Genomic DNA, 16,530 nt, shown 5'->3' on the forward strand with positions numbered 1-16,530 from the left:
CCGGCGAGGCTGCAATCCCCGACGGGGCCATGGCGGACGAGGGGTCCCGACTCCGGGCGGGCGGTCCGTCGCGCTCGGACAGGAGTGCCCGGACAGGAGTGCCCGGGCAGGAGTGCCCGGCGGCTCAGCCTCGGGTGTCCCGGTCACCGGGCCGGCATCGGTCCCGGCTACCTCCGACGGACCAGGAGCGGCAGGCTCCACCGCCGACCCTGTGCATGCGTGGCCGCGAACCGCGGTCCGCCGCTATAGGCTGAAAGATCCCATTTATCTGGAGGTCTTGTATGCGCCGTGACGGATTTCCTGCCCCGGATTCCGGGCTCCTCGTCACCCACTTCCTGACGGTCGCCGACGTCGCCCGGTCGCGCGCCTTCTACACCGATGTGCTCGGTGGTGAGGTGGTGCTCGAGGAGAACCCCTGCACCGTCAAGCTCGCCAATGGATGGATCATCATGAATCCCGGTGGCGGCCCCACCCCGGACAAGCCGGACGTCACCCTGCGCCCGCCCGCCGACCCGGGCACCGTCAGCAGCTTCCTCAACCTCCGTGTCGCCGACATCGAGGCGTGCCACCGCGAATGGAGTGCGAAGGGCGCTGAGTTCCTCACGCCGCCCATCGATCGCAAGGCCGAACTGCGGTGCTACCTGCGAGACCCTGACGGCTATCTCATCGAAGTCGGGCAGGCCACCGGCATGCTGCACGAGGTGTACGCCGACCCGCCCGCCGGTACGAGTCAGGACTGAACCGCGGGTCCCTGCCGGGCAGGGCGTGTCTGCCCATGATCTCGCCCTCGGCCGTCAGGGCCTCTGGACCTGGCCGAAGAGGGCGAGGGCTTCGGCGGGGTCCGGGCTCACGAGGCGCTCCAGGCCGCTCGTAGGGCGCTTCGCCCACCTGCCGGCCCGTACCCACATCTGCTCCTCGAAGGTGCGGACGGCCTCGTCCTGCCGTGACGGAGGAGATCGAGGACGGGAGCGGCCCAGCCGTCGAACAGCGCCAGCAGGCTCGGTCGTGTCGCCTCGGCGTCGGTCGGGTCCCGGTCGGTCCGCCGATCCAGCGGGGCGCGGAACCGGGCGTACACCTTGACGTGGCTGCCGGGTGCCGAGCGGTCCGCCCGGAGAGCGGGCGGACCGCGCACCGCCGTCTCAGACCGTCCTGATCGCAGGGTCGGAGACGCCCGGTGCGCCGGTTTCCACGTGGCCGGCGAAACGGCGCAGGAAGGTGGAGTCCGTGTCGGAGACCACCTCGACGTCGTACCAGCGGGCGGTCCCGCGCAGGTCGACCGTGTGGGACACGGTCGCGCCGGGCTTGACCTTGAAGGTCTGGGCCGCACCGCCATAGGTGTTGGTCACCGTCAGATCGACCGCGGTCGCGGCGGAGTTCGTCATGCTGAGCGTCAGGTCGCCACTGGTCGCCACGTGGCGGGCGGTGACCTCGGGGCCGCTCTTCCTCGCCGGACCCCGCCAGGCGCGCAGGAAGCCGTTCGGGCCCCAGACCGTGAGATCGATCTGGTTGCCGGTGGAGCCGCTCGTGCTCCAGGTGTCCGAGAGGGTCTTGCCGGCCTCGACGGTGTAGGGCCAGGGGCCGTCCGTGCGGTTGCCCGAGGTGCTGTGGAAGTGGGCGCCCAGGGTGGGGCCGCCGGCGAACGTGAGGGTGAACTTGCCGGTGGAGACGGTGGCCCGGCCGTCCACGTACGGGCTGTAGCCGAGGGCACGGGTCGGCTTGGAGCCCGCCTCCTGCTGGGGGAGGGTGCCCGTGGCCGGCGGCGTCGGGTGGTAGGACGGGTGGCGGTTCCTGTCCGGCGGCAGGTATCCGGCTGTGGAGGGCAGGGCTGCGGGAGCCGTGTCCGCGCGGGCGAACTCGAAGGCCGAGGTCAGGTCCCCGCAGACGGCGCGGCGCCACGGTGAGATGTTGGGCTCCCGCACCCCGAAGCGCTTCTCGATGAAGCGGATCACCGAGGTGTGGTCGAAGGTCTCGGAGCAGACGTAGCCGCCCTTGCTCCACGGCGAGACGACGATCATCGGCACGCGGGGGCCGAGTCCGTACGGGCCCGCCGCGTAGTTCCCCCCGCCCGGGTACAGGTCCTTCGACACGTCCGCAGTGGACAGGCCCCATGCGGAGGACGCGGGCGGGTACGGCGGGACCACGTGGTCGAAGAACCCGTCGTTCTCGTCGTAGGTGATGAACAGGGCCGTCTTCGCCCACACCGCAGGGTTCGCCGTGAGGGCGTCCAGGACCTGAGAGATGTACCAGGCGCCGAAGTTCGTCGGCCAGTTGGAATGCTCGCTGAAGGCCTCGGGTGCGGCTATCCAGGAGACCTTGGGCAGCGTCCCGCCGGTCACGTCCGCGCGCAGCCGGTCGAAGTAGGTGCCACCCGCCTTGACGTCGGTGCCGGTACGGGCCTTCTCGTACAGGGCACTGCCGGGCCGGGCGTTGCGGTAGTTGTCGAAGTACAGCAGGGAGTTGTCGCCGTAGTTGCCGCGGAACGCGTCGTTGATCCATCCCCATGACCCGGCCGCGTCCAGGCCGTCGCCGACGTCCTGGTAGACCTTCCACGAGATCCCGGCGGACTCCAGCCGCTCGGGGTAGGTCTTCCAGCTGTAGCCGGCCTCCTGGTTGCCGAGGACGGGGCCGCCACCCGTACCGTCGTTGCCGGTGTGCCCGGACCACAGGTAGTAGCGGTTGGGGTCGGTGGCCCCGATGAACGAGCAGTGGTAGGCGTCGCACACGGTGAACGCGTCGGCGAGGGCGTAGTGGAACGGGATGTCGTTCCGCGTCATGTACGACATGGTCGTGGCCGTCTTCGCCGGCACCCACTTGTCGTACTTGCCGTTGTTGTAGGCCTGGTGGCCGCCGGCCCAGTCGTGGTCGAGTCCTTCCAGGAACTGCATCCCGAGGTCGGCCACCTGCGGGTTGAAGGGCAGGATGTCCTTCGACCCGTTCGACTGGTGGAAGACGGACCTGCCGTTGTCCTGGAGCACCGGCCGGGGGTCCCCGAAGCCGCGCACCCCCTTCAGCGACCCGAAGTAATGGTCGAAGGACCGGTTCTCCTGCATCAGGACGACGATGTGCTCGATGTCCTGGATCGTTCCTGTGCTGCCTCGCGCCGTGATGGCGGCGGCTCTCGCGATGCTCTCGTTCAGCATCGTGAGGGCGGCGGTGCCTCCCGCTATGTGCAGGAACCTGCGACGGTCGAACTCTGTCATGGTGACGACCTCTGGGACGGTGGGGGGATCAGGGGCGGCCCCAAGGACAGCGGTCCCGGGGTACCGGACGGGGGTGGGTTCGTGACACCACGCCGTACACCTGGAGAACGAAGGCCCTCCCCGGCGGCACGGACCTGCCCACGTCGGCGGCTGGAGGGAGGGTACGGGCAATGCGCCTGCGCACAACAGGCCCCGGCGGCAGGCTCTTTGTCCGGATGCGTGACGCGGCCGTCAGGCCGTGGCTCCGGCCCCGTGGGAACAGCACCTCGTGTCGATACTCAAGCCCGTGGGCCGACCTCGGCTGCGACCAGGTCCGCGAGCCGCCGCGCGGTGTCGAAATGAGGCGTGAGACGGTTCTTGGTCATGGCGAAGGAGGTGCCCGTGGCGTGGTCGGCCCAGACGTAGCTGCCGCCGCCACCGGCCCAGCCGAACGTGGTGGGTGCCTCGTCCGGCCGAGTGCCGATCCGGCCGAGCGGATAGCCCAGAGCCAGCCGCGCCGGGTTGCCGAAGACCTGGTCGGTCCCTTCGAAGGCCACCGCCGTCAACTCCTCGAGCTGGTGCGGGCCGATGAGCCGCCGTTGCCGCAACGCGGGCATCCCGGTCACCGGCTCGGCCACGTGTGACGGGTCTGGCTGGATGCCGGCAGCTTGCCGAAGGCGAGTCCGACGGTCGGCGCAACCCGGTACAGCCTGGTGTCACCGGCGACGACGGCCTCTCCCGGCCCGTGCCACGAACCCTCGGGAGCGGTCAGATGCGCGCCGTACTTCAGCTGGAAGTCCGCGACAGCCCGTTCACTGTCGGAGCGCCCGTCCACCACGGCTGCGACACCCTCGATGACGATGTCCACGCCGGTCAGGGCGTTCGTGCCCGTCGTCAGGACACAGCGGGACTCGTGCTCGAGGTTTCGGGCCTTGCGCTCCTGACCGCCCGTGGTGAAGAACATGCCGCCCAGACTCCACGCCGCCGGCAGCGGCGTCACGTGAGGTCGCCCGTCGGGCCGCACGGTGGACAGCCAGAACACCTCCGCCTCACCGATGACCGCCAACGCCGACGCCCATGGCGTCGCTCGCGCGTCCGGGGACGAGAACGGCCCCAGCACGGCATCCGGTTCACTGTTCAACTCGCCACATCCTCGATGAAGTGTGTTCAGCCGACCGGCACCCGTCGCCTCCGGTGCGGACGGGCGTGCCCGGCGGCCCCCCGTCCGAAGCCGTCACAGCGGTGGTCACCCGGCAGCTCGCGGACGGCAGCCGCAGGCCCGATCCTGCCGCACCACGGAGTGCCGGAGCAGCAACCGACGCCACGAGCTCTCCGGACGGCCACTTGACCAGCCCTGGGAACAGCCTTCGGTGGAGGGGGCGATGTGTCAGCACGGCACATTTCAACTAAGCTAAACCTAACCTAATTACGGAATCTCTTGTTCGTCAGGATTGGTCCTTCGATGTCCGAATCGCACGCAGCCCGTCAGATGCCACCGCAGCGGCCCATGTTCGCGACGGTCGCGGAGGTGCGCCGACTCGCGTCACGCATGGTCCGGATCACGCTGGTCGGCGACGACGTGGGTGACTTCGACTACGCAGGCCCCGACCACCTCGTTCGGCTCTTCCTGCCGGTCGGCGACGAGCTGCGACTGCCGGCCGGCCCGGACTGGTGGACCGAACTGCAGGCGATGCCTGCCGACCGGCGCCCGGTGGTCCGGAACTACACGGTCCGCCTCATCGATCATGCACGTCGCCGGCTCGACGTCGACTTCGCGCTCCACGGGGACAGCGGGCCGGCGTCCGCCTGGGCCGGTGCCGCCGAGCCGGGCGACAGGGTCGGCATACTCAGCGACGGTGCCCGCTACCGGGCGGGTGACGCGGACTGGCAGCTTCTCGTCGGCGACGAGACGGCTCTGCCCGCCATCGCGTCCATGCTCGAAGGGATCCGCACCCCGGTCCACACGTTTCTCGAGGTCCAGGACGAGGGGGACGTGCTCGACCTGGCGCGCGAGGTGAACTGGCTCCACCGCTCGGGCACTCACGGCTCTGCCGGCTCTCGAACGGTGGAGGCTCTGCGTGGCCTGTCCTTCCCTCCCGGTACGCCGTACGTCTGGGTGGCCGGCGAGTCCACACTGGCCACGTCCGTGCGCCGCTACCTGGTGAACGAGCGTGGTATCGACAAGGAGCGGATCTACTTCTGCGGTTACTGGCGTCGGACGGCGTCCGCCGCCCGAGCGACCGCCGAGGCGGAACGTGAGCCGGCGCACGCCTGACCGGATGTCGGCACCGGGCGGCTGACATCCTGCCACGAGGCCTCGCGGCGCCGGACGCCGTGTCCCCGCGAGGTCTTGCGGCGCCGCCGGACTGCCCGCGCGGCATCGAGCCATCGCCGCGTGCGGACCGGCCGGCAACTTGTGTCCCGCGCCGGTCAGCTCCTCGGGCTCCGCCGCCTCGGTCAGCTCCTCGGGCTCCGCCGTCTCGGCCAGTGCCTGCCACCACGCCTCCGCTCCGATGAGGCAGGTGACGGTCACGGCCTCCCAGAGGAACGCGCTCCTCGGCCCGGCGGCCGGACCATTCCGTGTCACCTCACCCTCGAGCGTGCGGCGTGGGAGTCCTCCGTAGAAAGGCACCTCGGCCGCGCGACGGGCGACCACGGCGGCGGTGGAGCCACCGCCGCGAAGATTCATCTGGTGCGTGCAGGCCAGGCATCGTCCGATCGTCACGTCGCCATGGGTGTCCGTCAACCACGCGCATTCATCCGTCGAGGGCCGCGGTCATGGTGTCGAGGTCTGTCAGCAAGGCTGTCAGCCGCCGCGCCGGAACAGTGTCGATCAATGCGTCCCTCGACGGCGTAGACGGCACCGCGGGCCGCACGCAGGCGCAGCCTGAGGTCGGTGTGCTCGCGCTCGGCGCGGGGCTGTCCGGCTCGCTCACCGACGAGAAGGCTTCCCTTGCCGTACTCGACCGCTACGTCGGGCGTGAGGGAACTTCATCGTCGACGCCGCACGGCGAGGAGTCGATCACCCGGGGCCTGGGAGAGCGCGAGGACCGCGTGGGGCGCGACGCCGCCGGCCCCGACGACTGCCGGGCACTCCGGTACGGCGACTCTCAGAGGCGGACGACGACCAGGGCGATGTCGTCCTCGCCGCCCCCGGTGACGCCGAGCCGCGCCAGCAAGGTGTCCGCCAGCCGGGCAGGCGTGAAGCCGGTCATGCCGCCCAGCGCCCTTCTGAGCAGATCCAGACTGGTGTCGATGTCTTCCCCACGACGCTCGATCAGCCCGTCGGTGTAGAGGATCAGTGTGTCGCCACGGTGGTAGGCGGCGCTCGCCTGCGGGCGCGGTACGTGCTCAGGTCGCGCGCCCAGCGGAGGGTCGGTGGCGTTCTCCAGCAACTCGTGCGTGCCGTCGCTGTGCAGCAGCACCGGCGGAAGGTGGCCGGCACTGGAGTAGACCAGCAGATTCGACCGGACGTCGACGAGCACCGTGACCGCGGTGGTCGCAAGAGCGCCCTCGACCGAGCGGGCGTACATGCCCAGTACCTCGAGTGCCTGGGCAGGCCCGGTCACCGCCCGGCTGGCCGCGGACAGAGCGCTCCGGAGCATCCCCATCACGGTGGCGGCCTCCAGGCCGTGACCGACGACGTCACCGACGGCGACGGTGAACCGCCCGTCGGCCAGATCGACCGTGTCGTACCAGTCGCCGCACACGTTCAGAGAGCCGATCGCGGGCAGGTACCGGACAGCGACATCCTCGTGGCGGGCCAGATCCGGCGAGTGCAGCATCGACTCCTGCAACGTGACCGCGACCTCCCGCTCCCGCCCGTGCGCGGCACGCAGTTCCTCGTTCAGACGCTGCAGCTCACGGGCCCTGACATACAGCTCGGCCTCCATCCCCTCCTCCCTCGCGGTCAGCTGCTCACCCGCCGCGCGGTCGGAGGTCCGGCGAGCCCGGACGAACGCGGTCACGTCCTCCACCCGGTGGATGATCCACGCCACGTGCCCGTCCTGGTCGAGGACGGGAGTGTTCACCGTCGACCACCAGCGCTCCTCGAACGTCCCCGGCCGCGTGGTCACGGGGATGTCGTACCTCTGCATGGCCAGCACGTCCGACTTGCCGGCAGCCAGCACCCGGCCGAACGACGCTTCCACGTTCCGCACCCAGTCCGCGTCCGGATCAGCCGGGTTGTCCGGAAAGGCATCGAACACGTACTGGCCGACCAGGTCGTCCCAGGTGCGGCGGGTCGCCCGCAGGTACGCCACATTGACATCGACGATCACGAGATCCGATGCCAGCACCAGGTAGGGACTCGGTGTCGCTGCGAACAACGACCTGTAATCCAGTTCGGGCTTCACACGCTTCCGCCCCGTGCGCATCCTCGGCCGCGACGGCCCTGGCCCTCCCACGCTATGCGGCACCCTCACGCCTCGCGCGCTGTGGCACCCGCCCGGGAGCCGTCGCAGGGCCGGCCGGCCGCCTCGTGCAGACCCCGGACGCGAGGACGCGCACAGCCACGGACAGGACGGACCTTCCCCGGGACCTCTGGTACGCACTGTGGGACAGGAAGAACACGGCCACCACGGACCGGCCGTGTAAGCCCACGCGGTTCACCGGCCACGTCGGCGATCCTCCTCGCGGTGACCGCGTCGCCCTCCACCGTGACCTGGTCCGGACAGCCGGAGCGCGGAAGCCGATCGGTTCACCCGACCTGATGAGAGGCGGGCCCGCACAGGGCGGGCGGGGGTCGCTCGCGCCATGAGATCCTGCGCGTCGCGATGAGTCCCGCGACGTCCGGCGGCCCGCCGTCGTACTGTCGAACCCGTCACCGAGGAGGACTCCCATGCGTAGCGTCACCTATTCGATGAGCGTGTCACTCGACGGCTACATCGTCGGACCGGACGGCGGCTTCAACTGGACGACGCCGAGCGACGAGGTCTTCCGCTTCTTCATCGACGAGATCCGGGGTGTCGGCGTCCACCTGATGGGGCGAAGGCTCTACGAGACGATGCTGTACTGGGAGACCGCCGACCAGGACCCGTCCGCCGACCCCTCCGCACTCGAGTGGGCGTCGCTCTGGAATCCGCTGCCCAAAGTGGTGTTCTCCCGCACGCTGACGGCGGTTCAGGGTACTGCCCGCCTTGCCTCCGGTGGCCTTGGGGAGGAGATCGAGCGGTTGCGGGCGGAGCCGGGGGAGGGCGACATCGCGATCGGCGGTGCGACTCTCGCCGCCGAGGCTGCCGCAGCAGGTCTTATCGATGAGTACCGGCCCACGGTCTACCCGGTCCTGCTCGGCGGCGGAACTCCGTTCTTTCCCCGGCACGAGCGCCGCGTGGATCTCGAACTCCTCGAGACCCGCGCCTTCAACGCGCAAGTGCTCCATCTCCGCTACCGCGTGGCGCGCCAGGAGACGGCGTCCGAGTAAGGCACGTCCAGCGGCCATGGATCACGCCTCGGGTGGAGGAGGACGACGGTCCGGCATCTGACCGGCTCCCGTCGCGGTAGCCGGCCGAGCGACCTGAGATCCGGCAACTCCGGCCCGGGTGCGCGGTGTTCGTGCGGGACGCACCGAATCATCGGCTCAGGCGGCGGGGACGTACGCCGTTCCGACTGGGAGGTCAACCCGGTCACGGACGACCAGCTTCGGCCCACGGGAGTCGGCGTTGTCCTCCAGGAGCCGACGGGTGGCGGCATCCTGCGTGGCGACCGACAACACCGTGTCCGTCTCGCCGCACCGACGGTGGGCGCGGAGGACGGCGCTGGCGGTGGCGGGGGTGGCTGCGGCGAGGCCGATGACGAGAAGCACGGACGAAGGCCGGTAGGTGTGGACGAGGTCCGTGATTCGCGTGGCCAGTCCAGCGCGCCCGCTGATGCCCGGGTCCTCGTCGACGGTGATGACGAGGACATCGTGTTCAAGTCTGTGACACAGCATGGTGACCTCCGTTTCAGGCCCGCCCACGGGCCTGTGTGCACTGCGTCTGCCCTTTGCGCCTGCTCTCATGCAACGGACCCGTGCACTCGGACGAGAACACATGAGGACGTCCGTCCGGGGCCCCGTCGAGTACCTCGGATCCGGACCTGCCGGGCCTTCCGCCCATCGGCGTGCAGGTTCACCCGCCCGAAAGGATGAACAGGCCTCCGTACCCCGCGTGTCCTCGGCCTCGAGCCCGCACTGTGCGTGAGGGGACAGCCGTGGTCTGCCTGCCGAAGGGCGCGGCGGCGGGTGAGGGGAGTGGTGGCAGTGGAGACAGCCAAGGGGCCGCGGGTATCGCTGCGGGACAGGGCGGGTTACCGGTTCGACCGCACGCTGGCCCGTTCCACCGGGACCTTGATGGGCTGGCTCGTGATCACTTGTCTGGCCGTCGTCGTGCCGGTGAGCACGGTGCTGGTGTGGACGGATCCGGGGGCGCCCAGGTCGGTGTCCGGACGGCTGAGCGCGGCGTGGCGAACCAGTGCGGAGACGCTGCGTCTGGGCGCGGCAACCGGCACGCCGCTCCGTCTGGTGCTCTCGGCTGTGCTCGGACTGGTCGCCCTGCTGTGCGTGTCGACCCTGGTCGGAGTGATCACGACGGGCCTTGCGGAGCGGATGGCTGAACTGAGCCGCGGTCGGTCGACCGTCCTGGAGCGGGGCCACGTCGTTGTGCTCGGCTGGTCGGATCAAGTCACCACAGTGGTCCACGAGTTGGTCGCGGCCCGAGCCCCGCACAGGCCGCGGGCCATCGTGTTGCTCGCCGACCGGGACAAGGTCGAGATGGAGAGGCTCCTGACCGCCCGCGTCCCCCCGGCCGCCCGCGCCCTGATCATCTGTCGCAGTGGTCCTGCCAGTGACCCGGACGTGCTTGCGCTCGTCAGTCCGCGGACAGCGAGTAGCGTCCTCGTGCTTCCGTCGGCGGAACCGACGGCCGACGCCGAGGTGCTGCGCGTTCTGCTGGCTCTGCGCGCGGTTCTCGGTGAGGGTGCGGACGGGCCGCCGGTGCTCGCGGCGGTCCGGGACGACCGGTACCGGGCTCCGGCACGACTTGCTGCCGGCCCGCGCGGCACGGTGCTGGAGACCGACACGGTCGCGGCCCGGCTGATCGCGCAGTGCGTCGGCCGGCCCGGTCTCTCACTCGTCCTCGGTGACCTTCTCGACTTCGCGGGCGACGAGTTCCACCTCGCCGATGCCGCCGCGTTCCATCATGGATCCTTCGGCGAAACCCTGTTGGGTCACCCGAACTCGTGCGTGGTCGGACTGCTCACGCCCGAAGGCCGTACGCTGCTCAACCCGCCGGTGGACACCGTCGTCGTGCCGGGAAGCCGCCTCATCGTGCTCGCCCGTGACGACGTCAGCACCCGGGTCGGGGTCTGCCGGCACCTCGTCGACCCCTCGGTGATCCTTCCGGCCTCCTCCGTGCCTGACCGTTCGACCCGGCTGCTGCTGCTCGGCTGGAACCGGAGGGCTGCGCTCGTGGTCGGTCAGCTGCGCCGTACGGCCCGTCCCGGATCCGTGCTGGACGTGGTCACCGACAGCGCCGTACCCGGCCCGAGGCAACCTGAGCCGGAGGACATGGAGGCGAGCGGGCACGATGTGCGCTTCCGGTCGGCGGCGCTGTCGCGACCCGAGACCCTTCTCGGGCTCGACCTGACGCCGTACGACGGGCTGGTCGTCCTCGGCCCGGACCAGGGCGAAGGCCCGGACCACCCCGACGACTGGACTCTCATCACCTTGCTGGCCCTGCGACTGCTGGAGGAACGCACCGGACATGAGGTCCGCCTGGTCACCGAGCTCGTCGATGACCGGAACCGCCCCTTGGCGCCGGTCAACCAAGGCTCCGACGTGATCGTCAGCGGGAAGCTGACCGGCCTCCTCATGGCCCAGATCGCACAGAACCGCCATCTGGCCCCCGTCTTCGACGAGCTGTTCTCCGCGGAGGGCGCCGGCGTGTGTCTGCGACCCGCCTCTGGGTACGTCCTGCGGGACGCCGAGGCCACTTTCGCCACCCTCGTCGCCGCGGCACGCGACCGGGGGGAATGCGCCATCGGCTACATCAGCCACGACGCGCGCACGGAGCCCACCACCGGCCATGGGGTCCGGCTCAACCCGCCGAAGGACGAGCGACGTGTCTGGAGCGCCGAGGACCACCTGGTGGTGCTGGCGACGAGCCCCGGCGCGATGTCGACCCCAGCCCCCGACCCGGCCGACGACACCGGCGCCACCACCTCTGCCGCGCCGTGAAGGCCGACGCACCGACCGGTTGGGGACGCCCCGACGCGAGACGCCGGTCGGCTCCTCCGGGTAGGGGAGCCGACCGGCGTGCGGTGTGCTGTTGCGCAGGGTCCCGCGTCAGGCGTGGCGGCGGTTGCCGATGACGAGACGGTAGAGGGCGAGGAGGATGATCGAACCGGCGATGGCGGCGACCCAGGTGGAGAGGTCGAAGAAGCCGTCGATGGAATCGACGCCGAAGATGACCTTCCCGAGCCAGCCACCGAGAAGACCGCCCGCGATGCCGATGAGCATGGTGATGATGATCCCGCCGGGGTCCTTGCCCGGCATCAGCGCCTTGGCGATGAGGCCTGCGAGCAGTCCGATGAAGATCCAAGCGATGATGCCCATGATGCGTCTCCTGCCGCGTCGTACCGCGTCGTGTGTAACTGGTGTCAACACGTCGTCTGCACCGTCCGGACACTTTCAAACGCCATGGGCACGACTCCGTCATATCCGGCCCCCGCCGCCGCGAGGACGTTGTCCACCGGCAGGGCGCGGTGTGGGTCACTCCCGGGGAGTTCGAGGAACTGGTGGAAGAGCTGGGGGCCGTCATCGCCCGCCGCACGCCGCAGTGCCGGTGGAGACGGCGTCCGGCACATCAGCCTCGCCCTGGCGCCCTCCAAGGCCAGGGAGACGGACGGCACGGGAAGAGCGCCTTCGCCTGACGCCGGGCGAGGGCCGGTGGTCCGGATCGGCCCCAAGGGCGGCACAGAAGGGGGCCATTGGGCGGATATCGAGAGGTGATCCGTGACACGGTGCGGCGTGTCGGGCACCTCTTGACGGACAACCCTGCTCGCGGCGCCGCACGAACTTCCTCGTAGCCGAGCGCCCGCGACACACGCCCTCAAGGAATGGCATGTTCACGAACAAGACTCTGGCTCGGTCCGTCCAAGCTCTGTGCGTCGGCACCGCGGCCACCTTCGCTCCCATAGCCCTGGCCCCCCACGCCTCGGCCGCGACGCTGCCGGTGGCGTGCAGCGAGACCGCTCTGCGGAACGCCATCAACACCGCCAACGGCACCCCCGGCAGCGACACCCTCAACCTGGCACCCGGCTGCACGTACGGGCTGTCGGACGAACTGCCCCCCATCACCACGCCGATCGTCGTCAACGGCAACAGCGACACCATCACCCGGACCTCGGGGACGTTCCGCATCCTCACGGTGAACGGCGGTGCTCTGACTCTCCGGGCGGCCATCCTCAGCGAGGGCGATGCCACGGGCAGCATGATCGCGAACGGAGCAGGTGGCGCCATCGTCGTCACCGGCAACGGCAGCCTCAACCTCAGCGCCGGCGTGATTCGGTCCAACGACGCCAACTTCGGCGGTGGCATCAGTGTGTTCAATGGCTCCCGGGCCCAGATCAGCGCGAGTGTCTTCACGCAGAACACGGCGACCCAGAACGGCGGAGGCATCGTCAGCGACGGCGTGGTGACCGTCAGCGCCTCACAGATCAGCGGCAACACGGCGAACCAGAGGGGCGGCGGCATTGCCAGCATCGGAACACTGACGGTCAGCGCCAGCAACCTCGTGAACAACACCGCACCGAACGGAGGGGGCGGCCTTGCCAACGGAGTGCCCGCAGCCCCCGGTGGCACCTCCACGGTGATCGCCAGCAACATCAGCAACAACAACGCCGGCGGTGCAAACCCCGGTGGCGTCTACAACAACGGTGGCACAGTGACCCTCCGCGCCAGCCGGGTTGCCGCCAACACCCCGAACAACTGCCTCAACAGCCCGAGTCCGGTCCCCGGCTGCTTCGGCTGATCAGTGCCCTTGCAACGGCTGTCGCGCGGTGCCCTGCACCGCGCGACAGCCCGTGCCATTTCCGGGCCCGTCGCGCCGAGTTGCTGCCGATACCCGTCGAGGTTCGCGATCCCCTCCGGCGTCTGCGGCGGTCACTCCACGTGCCTGGACAGCACGGGTCTGCCAACTCCCTCAGCCGCGTGCAGCCTTCTCCCCGGCACGCTCGGCGACCGGTACGTCCAGGGGGCGGGCCAGACCGACCACGCCTTCGTCGAGACGCTGCAGATGGCGCAGTACGCGGAACGTCACGGTGCCGGACGGCGGGGTGCCGGACCCGTCGTCCCGAAGCGTGGAGGCGATGCTGGCGGCCGACTGGATCTCGCCGCCGACGCCCTTGTCGCCCACATGGGCGGAGAGTACCTCGATGTTGTGCCCGATGCGCCGTCCCGCCCGGTGCAGACGGGGGTCGGCCGCGACGGTCTTGCTGTGCGGCACGAGCTCGGCGGTCGCCGCGAGCGAGCGTGCGTGGTACGCACACGTCTCCAGCAGCGCCACCAGATAGCGCACGGTCTGCCGGCGGCCCCGCAACGGGGTGATCGGGTAGGTCAACGGATTGGTGGAGTCACGCAGTTCGTCGAGCGCCGTGTCCAGGCCGCGGGCCTTGCCGAGCAGATCGGACGACGGCCCTCCGCTGAGCTGCTCCACCGCGGCGGAGGCTACATCCCCCAGCCTGTCCAGGACGGTACCCAGCAGTTCGTCGGTACGGCGGTCCGTGTGCACCGGCAGGATCAGCACCGCGGCGATGACCCCGCAGGCGGCGCCGATGGCGGTCTCCTCGATGCGCAGCACCAGGACGTCGAAACTGTACGAGTTGAGAAGGGTGTAGAGCAGACCCAGCATGGCCGTGACGAAGAAGGACATCACCGCGTAGGACAGGGGAGCGGTGAAGAACATCGCGAAGATGAAGACGAGTACCAGGGCGAACGCGACCCAGGTGTGGTCACCGACCAGTCCCGCCAGCGCGACTCCGGCCACGGCGCCCAGGAGGGTTCCCAGGAGCCGGCGGTAGCCCTTGACCAGGATCTCACCGGTGGAGGCGGTGTTGAGGAAGACCACCCAGCACGTCAGAACGGCCCAGTACCAGCGCTGGGTGGAGAGGAGTTCGCCCCCGATCATCGCCAGGACCGAGCCCACCGACACCTGGAAGGCAGCCCGTGTGGTGGGGCGCTGCAATCCCGTACGGTCGTCACCCCCGGGCTCCTCGGTGGAGGCGAGCGCGATGTCCTCCGCGTCGAACTCCTCGCGCGAACGGGTGGTCGCCGGTGAGTCGTCGGACTCGTCCTGCGGCCCGTCCAGAGCCAGTCGCAGACCGAGGACGGATCGTGCCGCCTCACCTATGCCGCGGAAGGCGTCCTGGATTCCCGCGGGGGCGGGGGGAAGCTTCTCCTCGTCGCGGTAGCCGAGCAGCCTGTTGCGGATGTGGGCGACCGCCGTGCCTCCCTCCCTCGACGCGGGCCGGTCCACCAGGAGATGGAGCGCCTTGAGGTCGCGGCGCAGGGCCATGGTCGCGTCGTCCTCGGCAGGCTTCCAGTCCCCGGTGAGCGGCACGGGCGCGTGAGGCAGATGAAGGGTGAGGGTGTCCGCACGCTCGGCACTCCGGGCGTTCAGCAGCAGCATGCCGAGCCGCTCCGTGGAGATCTCGGCGTCCGCGACCCGGCGTTGCAGCAGCGCCGCCTTGTCCGCGTCCTGGGTGCCCTCCTCCAGACGGCCCTGGATCATCAGAGCGGCTTCGTGCAGCCGCGCGGTGCTCCGCCGCATGTCGTCGAGCACCTTCTCCAACTGCTCGGGTTCGGCGTCGAGCAGTTCGATCTGCAGGGAGACGAGCTGGGCGACCCGTGTCCGGAAGGCATCGCGCAGTCGCGTCAGGACGCGCCGAGGTGTCTCCGGGACGACGGCGAACCGCACCACCGCACTGCAGCCGAACCCGATGACCAGGGCAAGACAGAGTGCGGGCAGGGCAGCCGTCGAGGCGCCGACGAACAGGGAGAGGAAGTAGATCTGAAAGCCGATGAGGCCGAGTGCCGTGCCCCGGTCGCCGAACCGCCGGCAGTAGACGGCGCCGAAGATGAGTGCGACGAAGAAGAGGTCGCCCACGATGACCTGAGAGGTCAGCAGCGCACTGAGCGACGTGGCGGCGAGTGCCACCGGCAGGCCCAGAGCGAGGGTGACCGCCTGGTCGCGTACGAGAGTGTCCTTGATCGCGAAGGTCGCGGTCATCGCGGTCATCGCACCGGCGACCATGTGCGTGACATCGGTGCCGAGCACCGCCAGGACCATCAGCGTGAGTCCGATCGCCGCGACGGTCCGCAGCCCCGCGCTGAGCCGGAGCAACCCCGGGTCGGACGCCGCGAACCGATCCCACATCATGGCCCCGCCCCGCCGCCGCACTGCCCTCACCCTGCACTTTCTTCCGCTGTCCGCCACGATCCACGCGCTGTTCAGCATCGCACGGTGGGGAACCGGAGGACGAACGCAGGTCTACGTCCTGTCCGATCGCGGTCCGGTCGCCTGTTCCGCGACTGCGTTCCGGGGGAGTCCGCGAGGAACCGGGACGCGTGTGCGGAGCGAAGCAGGGCACGTGCGGAGCATGGCAATCCTGAGGAAAGTCGCACGCCCCCTGCTCGCCTCCGTCTTCGTCTCCGGCGGGTTCCGCACGCTTCGGGCCCCGCACTCCGTGGCCGGTGCGGCCGAGCCGGTGGCCCGGCCCGTCGCGGTGCGCGTTCCGCAGCTTCCGGACGACACGGTGCGACTCGTGCAGATCAACAGTGCCGTGCAGGTCGGTGCCGGAGTGCTCCTCGCCGCCGGTCGGTTCCCGCGAGCCTCCGCTCTCGCGCTGGCCGCCTCGCTGGTGCCCACGACCCTGGCGGGGCACGCCTGGTGGAAGGCGCAGGACCCTGAGGAACGAGCACGTCAGCGTGTGCAGTTCACGAAGAACCTCTCCTTGCTCGGGGGGCTGCTCATCGCGGCGGCGGACACCCATGGCAAACCCTCGCTCGCCTACCGCTCACGGGCCGCGGCTACTCTCGGAGCGCGTAGCGCCCGCAGCACGGGAAACGCCGTGGGTGCCGCGGTGGCGGACAGGGCGCAAGCCGTCAGGTCGGCAGCCGGTGCCGTTCGGGAACACCTCCCGACCGGCTGACGCCTTCGAGGCCGGCCCTGGTTCCTCCGCCGGGTGAGCACTCCGCGGAGGAACCGGGCCCCAAGCGAGGAACCCGCCTGTGGGCGGGCATGCCTGTGCGCATGCCCGCCCACAGGCGGGTTCGGGGTGGTGGAGCGTCACGTGGGCACGTCGGCGGCGCGCGGTG

13 protein-coding genes and 1 pseudogene are annotated in these 16,530 nt (G+C 70.1%); 6 read left to right on the top strand and 8 right to left on the bottom strand.

Annotation, left to right across the window (positions count from 1 at the left end; genetic code table 11):
* The first annotated feature begins 281 nt into the window (after positions 1–281).
* Complete coding sequence (locus LWJ43_RS31880; RefSeq protein ID WP_277335637.1) at positions 282–740, top strand: VOC family protein; 459 nt, start codon at positions 282–284, stop codon at positions 738–740.
* 54 nt (positions 741–794) lie between these two features.
* Here the strand turns inward: LWJ43_RS31880 and LWJ43_RS31885 are convergent.
* From LWJ43_RS31885 to LWJ43_RS31900, 4 genes and pseudogenes are all read right to left on the bottom strand, one after another.
* Positions 795–1,117 (bottom strand): annotated as a pseudogene (locus LWJ43_RS31885) (FAD-dependent monooxygenase); the annotation flags it as partial.
* Between the two features lie 22 nt (positions 1,118–1,139).
* Entirely contained in the window at positions 1,140–3,200 is a 2,061-nt protein-coding gene (locus tag LWJ43_RS31890) for a phosphocholine-specific phospholipase C (RefSeq protein WP_277335638.1), read from the bottom strand.
* Between the two features lie 278 nt (positions 3,201–3,478).
* A complete protein-coding gene (locus LWJ43_RS31895; RefSeq protein WP_277335639.1) occupies positions 3,479–3,817 on the bottom strand; it encodes a serine hydrolase domain-containing protein in 339 nt (112 codons plus the stop codon).
* Positions 3,802–4,320 (bottom strand): pyridoxamine 5'-phosphate oxidase family protein, encoded by a 519-nt coding sequence (locus LWJ43_RS31900; RefSeq protein WP_277335640.1) that lies wholly within the window; start codon positions 4,318–4,320, stop codon positions 3,802–3,804. Before LWJ43_RS31900 ends, LWJ43_RS31895 begins: the two co-directional genes overlap by 16 nt.
* Positions 4,321–4,641: 321 nt before the next feature.
* Here LWJ43_RS31900 and LWJ43_RS31905 point away from each other — a divergent pair, with 321 nt between their 5' ends.
* Entirely contained in the window at positions 4,642–5,454 is an 813-nt protein-coding gene (locus LWJ43_RS31905) for a siderophore-interacting protein (RefSeq protein WP_277335641.1), read from the top strand.
* 835 nt (positions 5,455–6,289) lie between these two features.
* Here LWJ43_RS31905 and LWJ43_RS31910 read toward each other — a convergent pair.
* Positions 6,290–7,534 (bottom strand): PP2C family protein-serine/threonine phosphatase, encoded by a 1,245-nt coding sequence (locus LWJ43_RS31910; protein ID WP_277335642.1) that lies wholly within the window; start codon positions 7,532–7,534, stop codon positions 6,290–6,292.
* 485 nt (positions 7,535–8,019) lie between these two features.
* Here LWJ43_RS31910 and LWJ43_RS31920 point away from each other — a divergent pair, with 485 nt between their 5' ends.
* Positions 8,020–8,601 (top strand): dihydrofolate reductase family protein, encoded by a 582-nt coding sequence (locus LWJ43_RS31920; protein ID WP_277335643.1) that lies wholly within the window; start codon positions 8,020–8,022, stop codon positions 8,599–8,601.
* A gap of 156 nt (positions 8,602–8,757) precedes the next feature.
* On the opposite strand, the gene LWJ43_RS31925 is transcribed toward LWJ43_RS31920, so the two are convergent.
* Positions 8,758–9,108, bottom strand: a complete 351-nt coding sequence (locus LWJ43_RS31925; RefSeq protein WP_277335644.1) for a hypothetical protein — start codon at positions 9,106–9,108, stop codon at positions 8,758–8,760.
* Between the two features lie 309 nt (positions 9,109–9,417).
* Here LWJ43_RS31925 and LWJ43_RS31930 point away from each other — a divergent pair, with 309 nt between their 5' ends.
* The gene (locus tag LWJ43_RS31930) at positions 9,418–11,391 is read left to right on the top strand and encodes a CASTOR/POLLUX-related putative ion channel (protein WP_277336051.1); all 1,974 of its coding nucleotides are present in this window, start codon (positions 9,418–9,420) and stop codon (positions 11,389–11,391) included.
* Positions 11,392–11,499: 108 nt separating this feature from the next.
* Here LWJ43_RS31930 and LWJ43_RS31935 read toward each other — a convergent pair whose 3' ends face one another.
* Positions 11,500–11,769 carry a GlsB/YeaQ/YmgE family stress response membrane protein gene (locus LWJ43_RS31935; protein WP_277335645.1) on the bottom strand — a complete coding sequence of 90 codons (270 nt, stop codon included), beginning with the start codon at positions 11,767–11,769 and terminating at the stop codon, positions 11,500–11,502.
* A gap of 508 nt (positions 11,770–12,277) precedes the next feature.
* Here LWJ43_RS31935 and LWJ43_RS31940 point away from each other — a divergent pair.
* A complete protein-coding gene (locus LWJ43_RS31940; RefSeq protein ID WP_277335646.1) occupies positions 12,278–13,186 on the top strand; it encodes a hypothetical protein in 909 nt (302 codons plus the stop codon).
* 171 nt (positions 13,187–13,357) lie between these two features.
* Here LWJ43_RS31940 and LWJ43_RS31945 read toward each other — a convergent pair whose 3' ends face one another.
* Positions 13,358–15,592, bottom strand: a complete 2,235-nt coding sequence (locus tag LWJ43_RS31945; protein ID WP_277335647.1) for an FUSC family protein — start codon at positions 15,590–15,592, stop codon at positions 13,358–13,360.
* Between the two features lie 220 nt (positions 15,593–15,812).
* Between LWJ43_RS31945 and LWJ43_RS31950 the strand changes: the two genes are divergently transcribed.
* Positions 15,813–16,364: a DoxX family protein gene (locus LWJ43_RS31950; RefSeq protein WP_277335648.1), complete on the top strand. Its 552-nt coding sequence runs from the start codon at positions 15,813–15,815 to the stop codon at positions 16,362–16,364.
* Positions 16,365–16,530: the final 166 nt, after the last annotated feature.

It is taken from the genome of Streptomyces sp. JH34, from assembly GCF_029428875.1.
GTDB lineage: Bacteria > Actinomycetota > Actinomycetes > Streptomycetales > Streptomycetaceae > Streptomyces.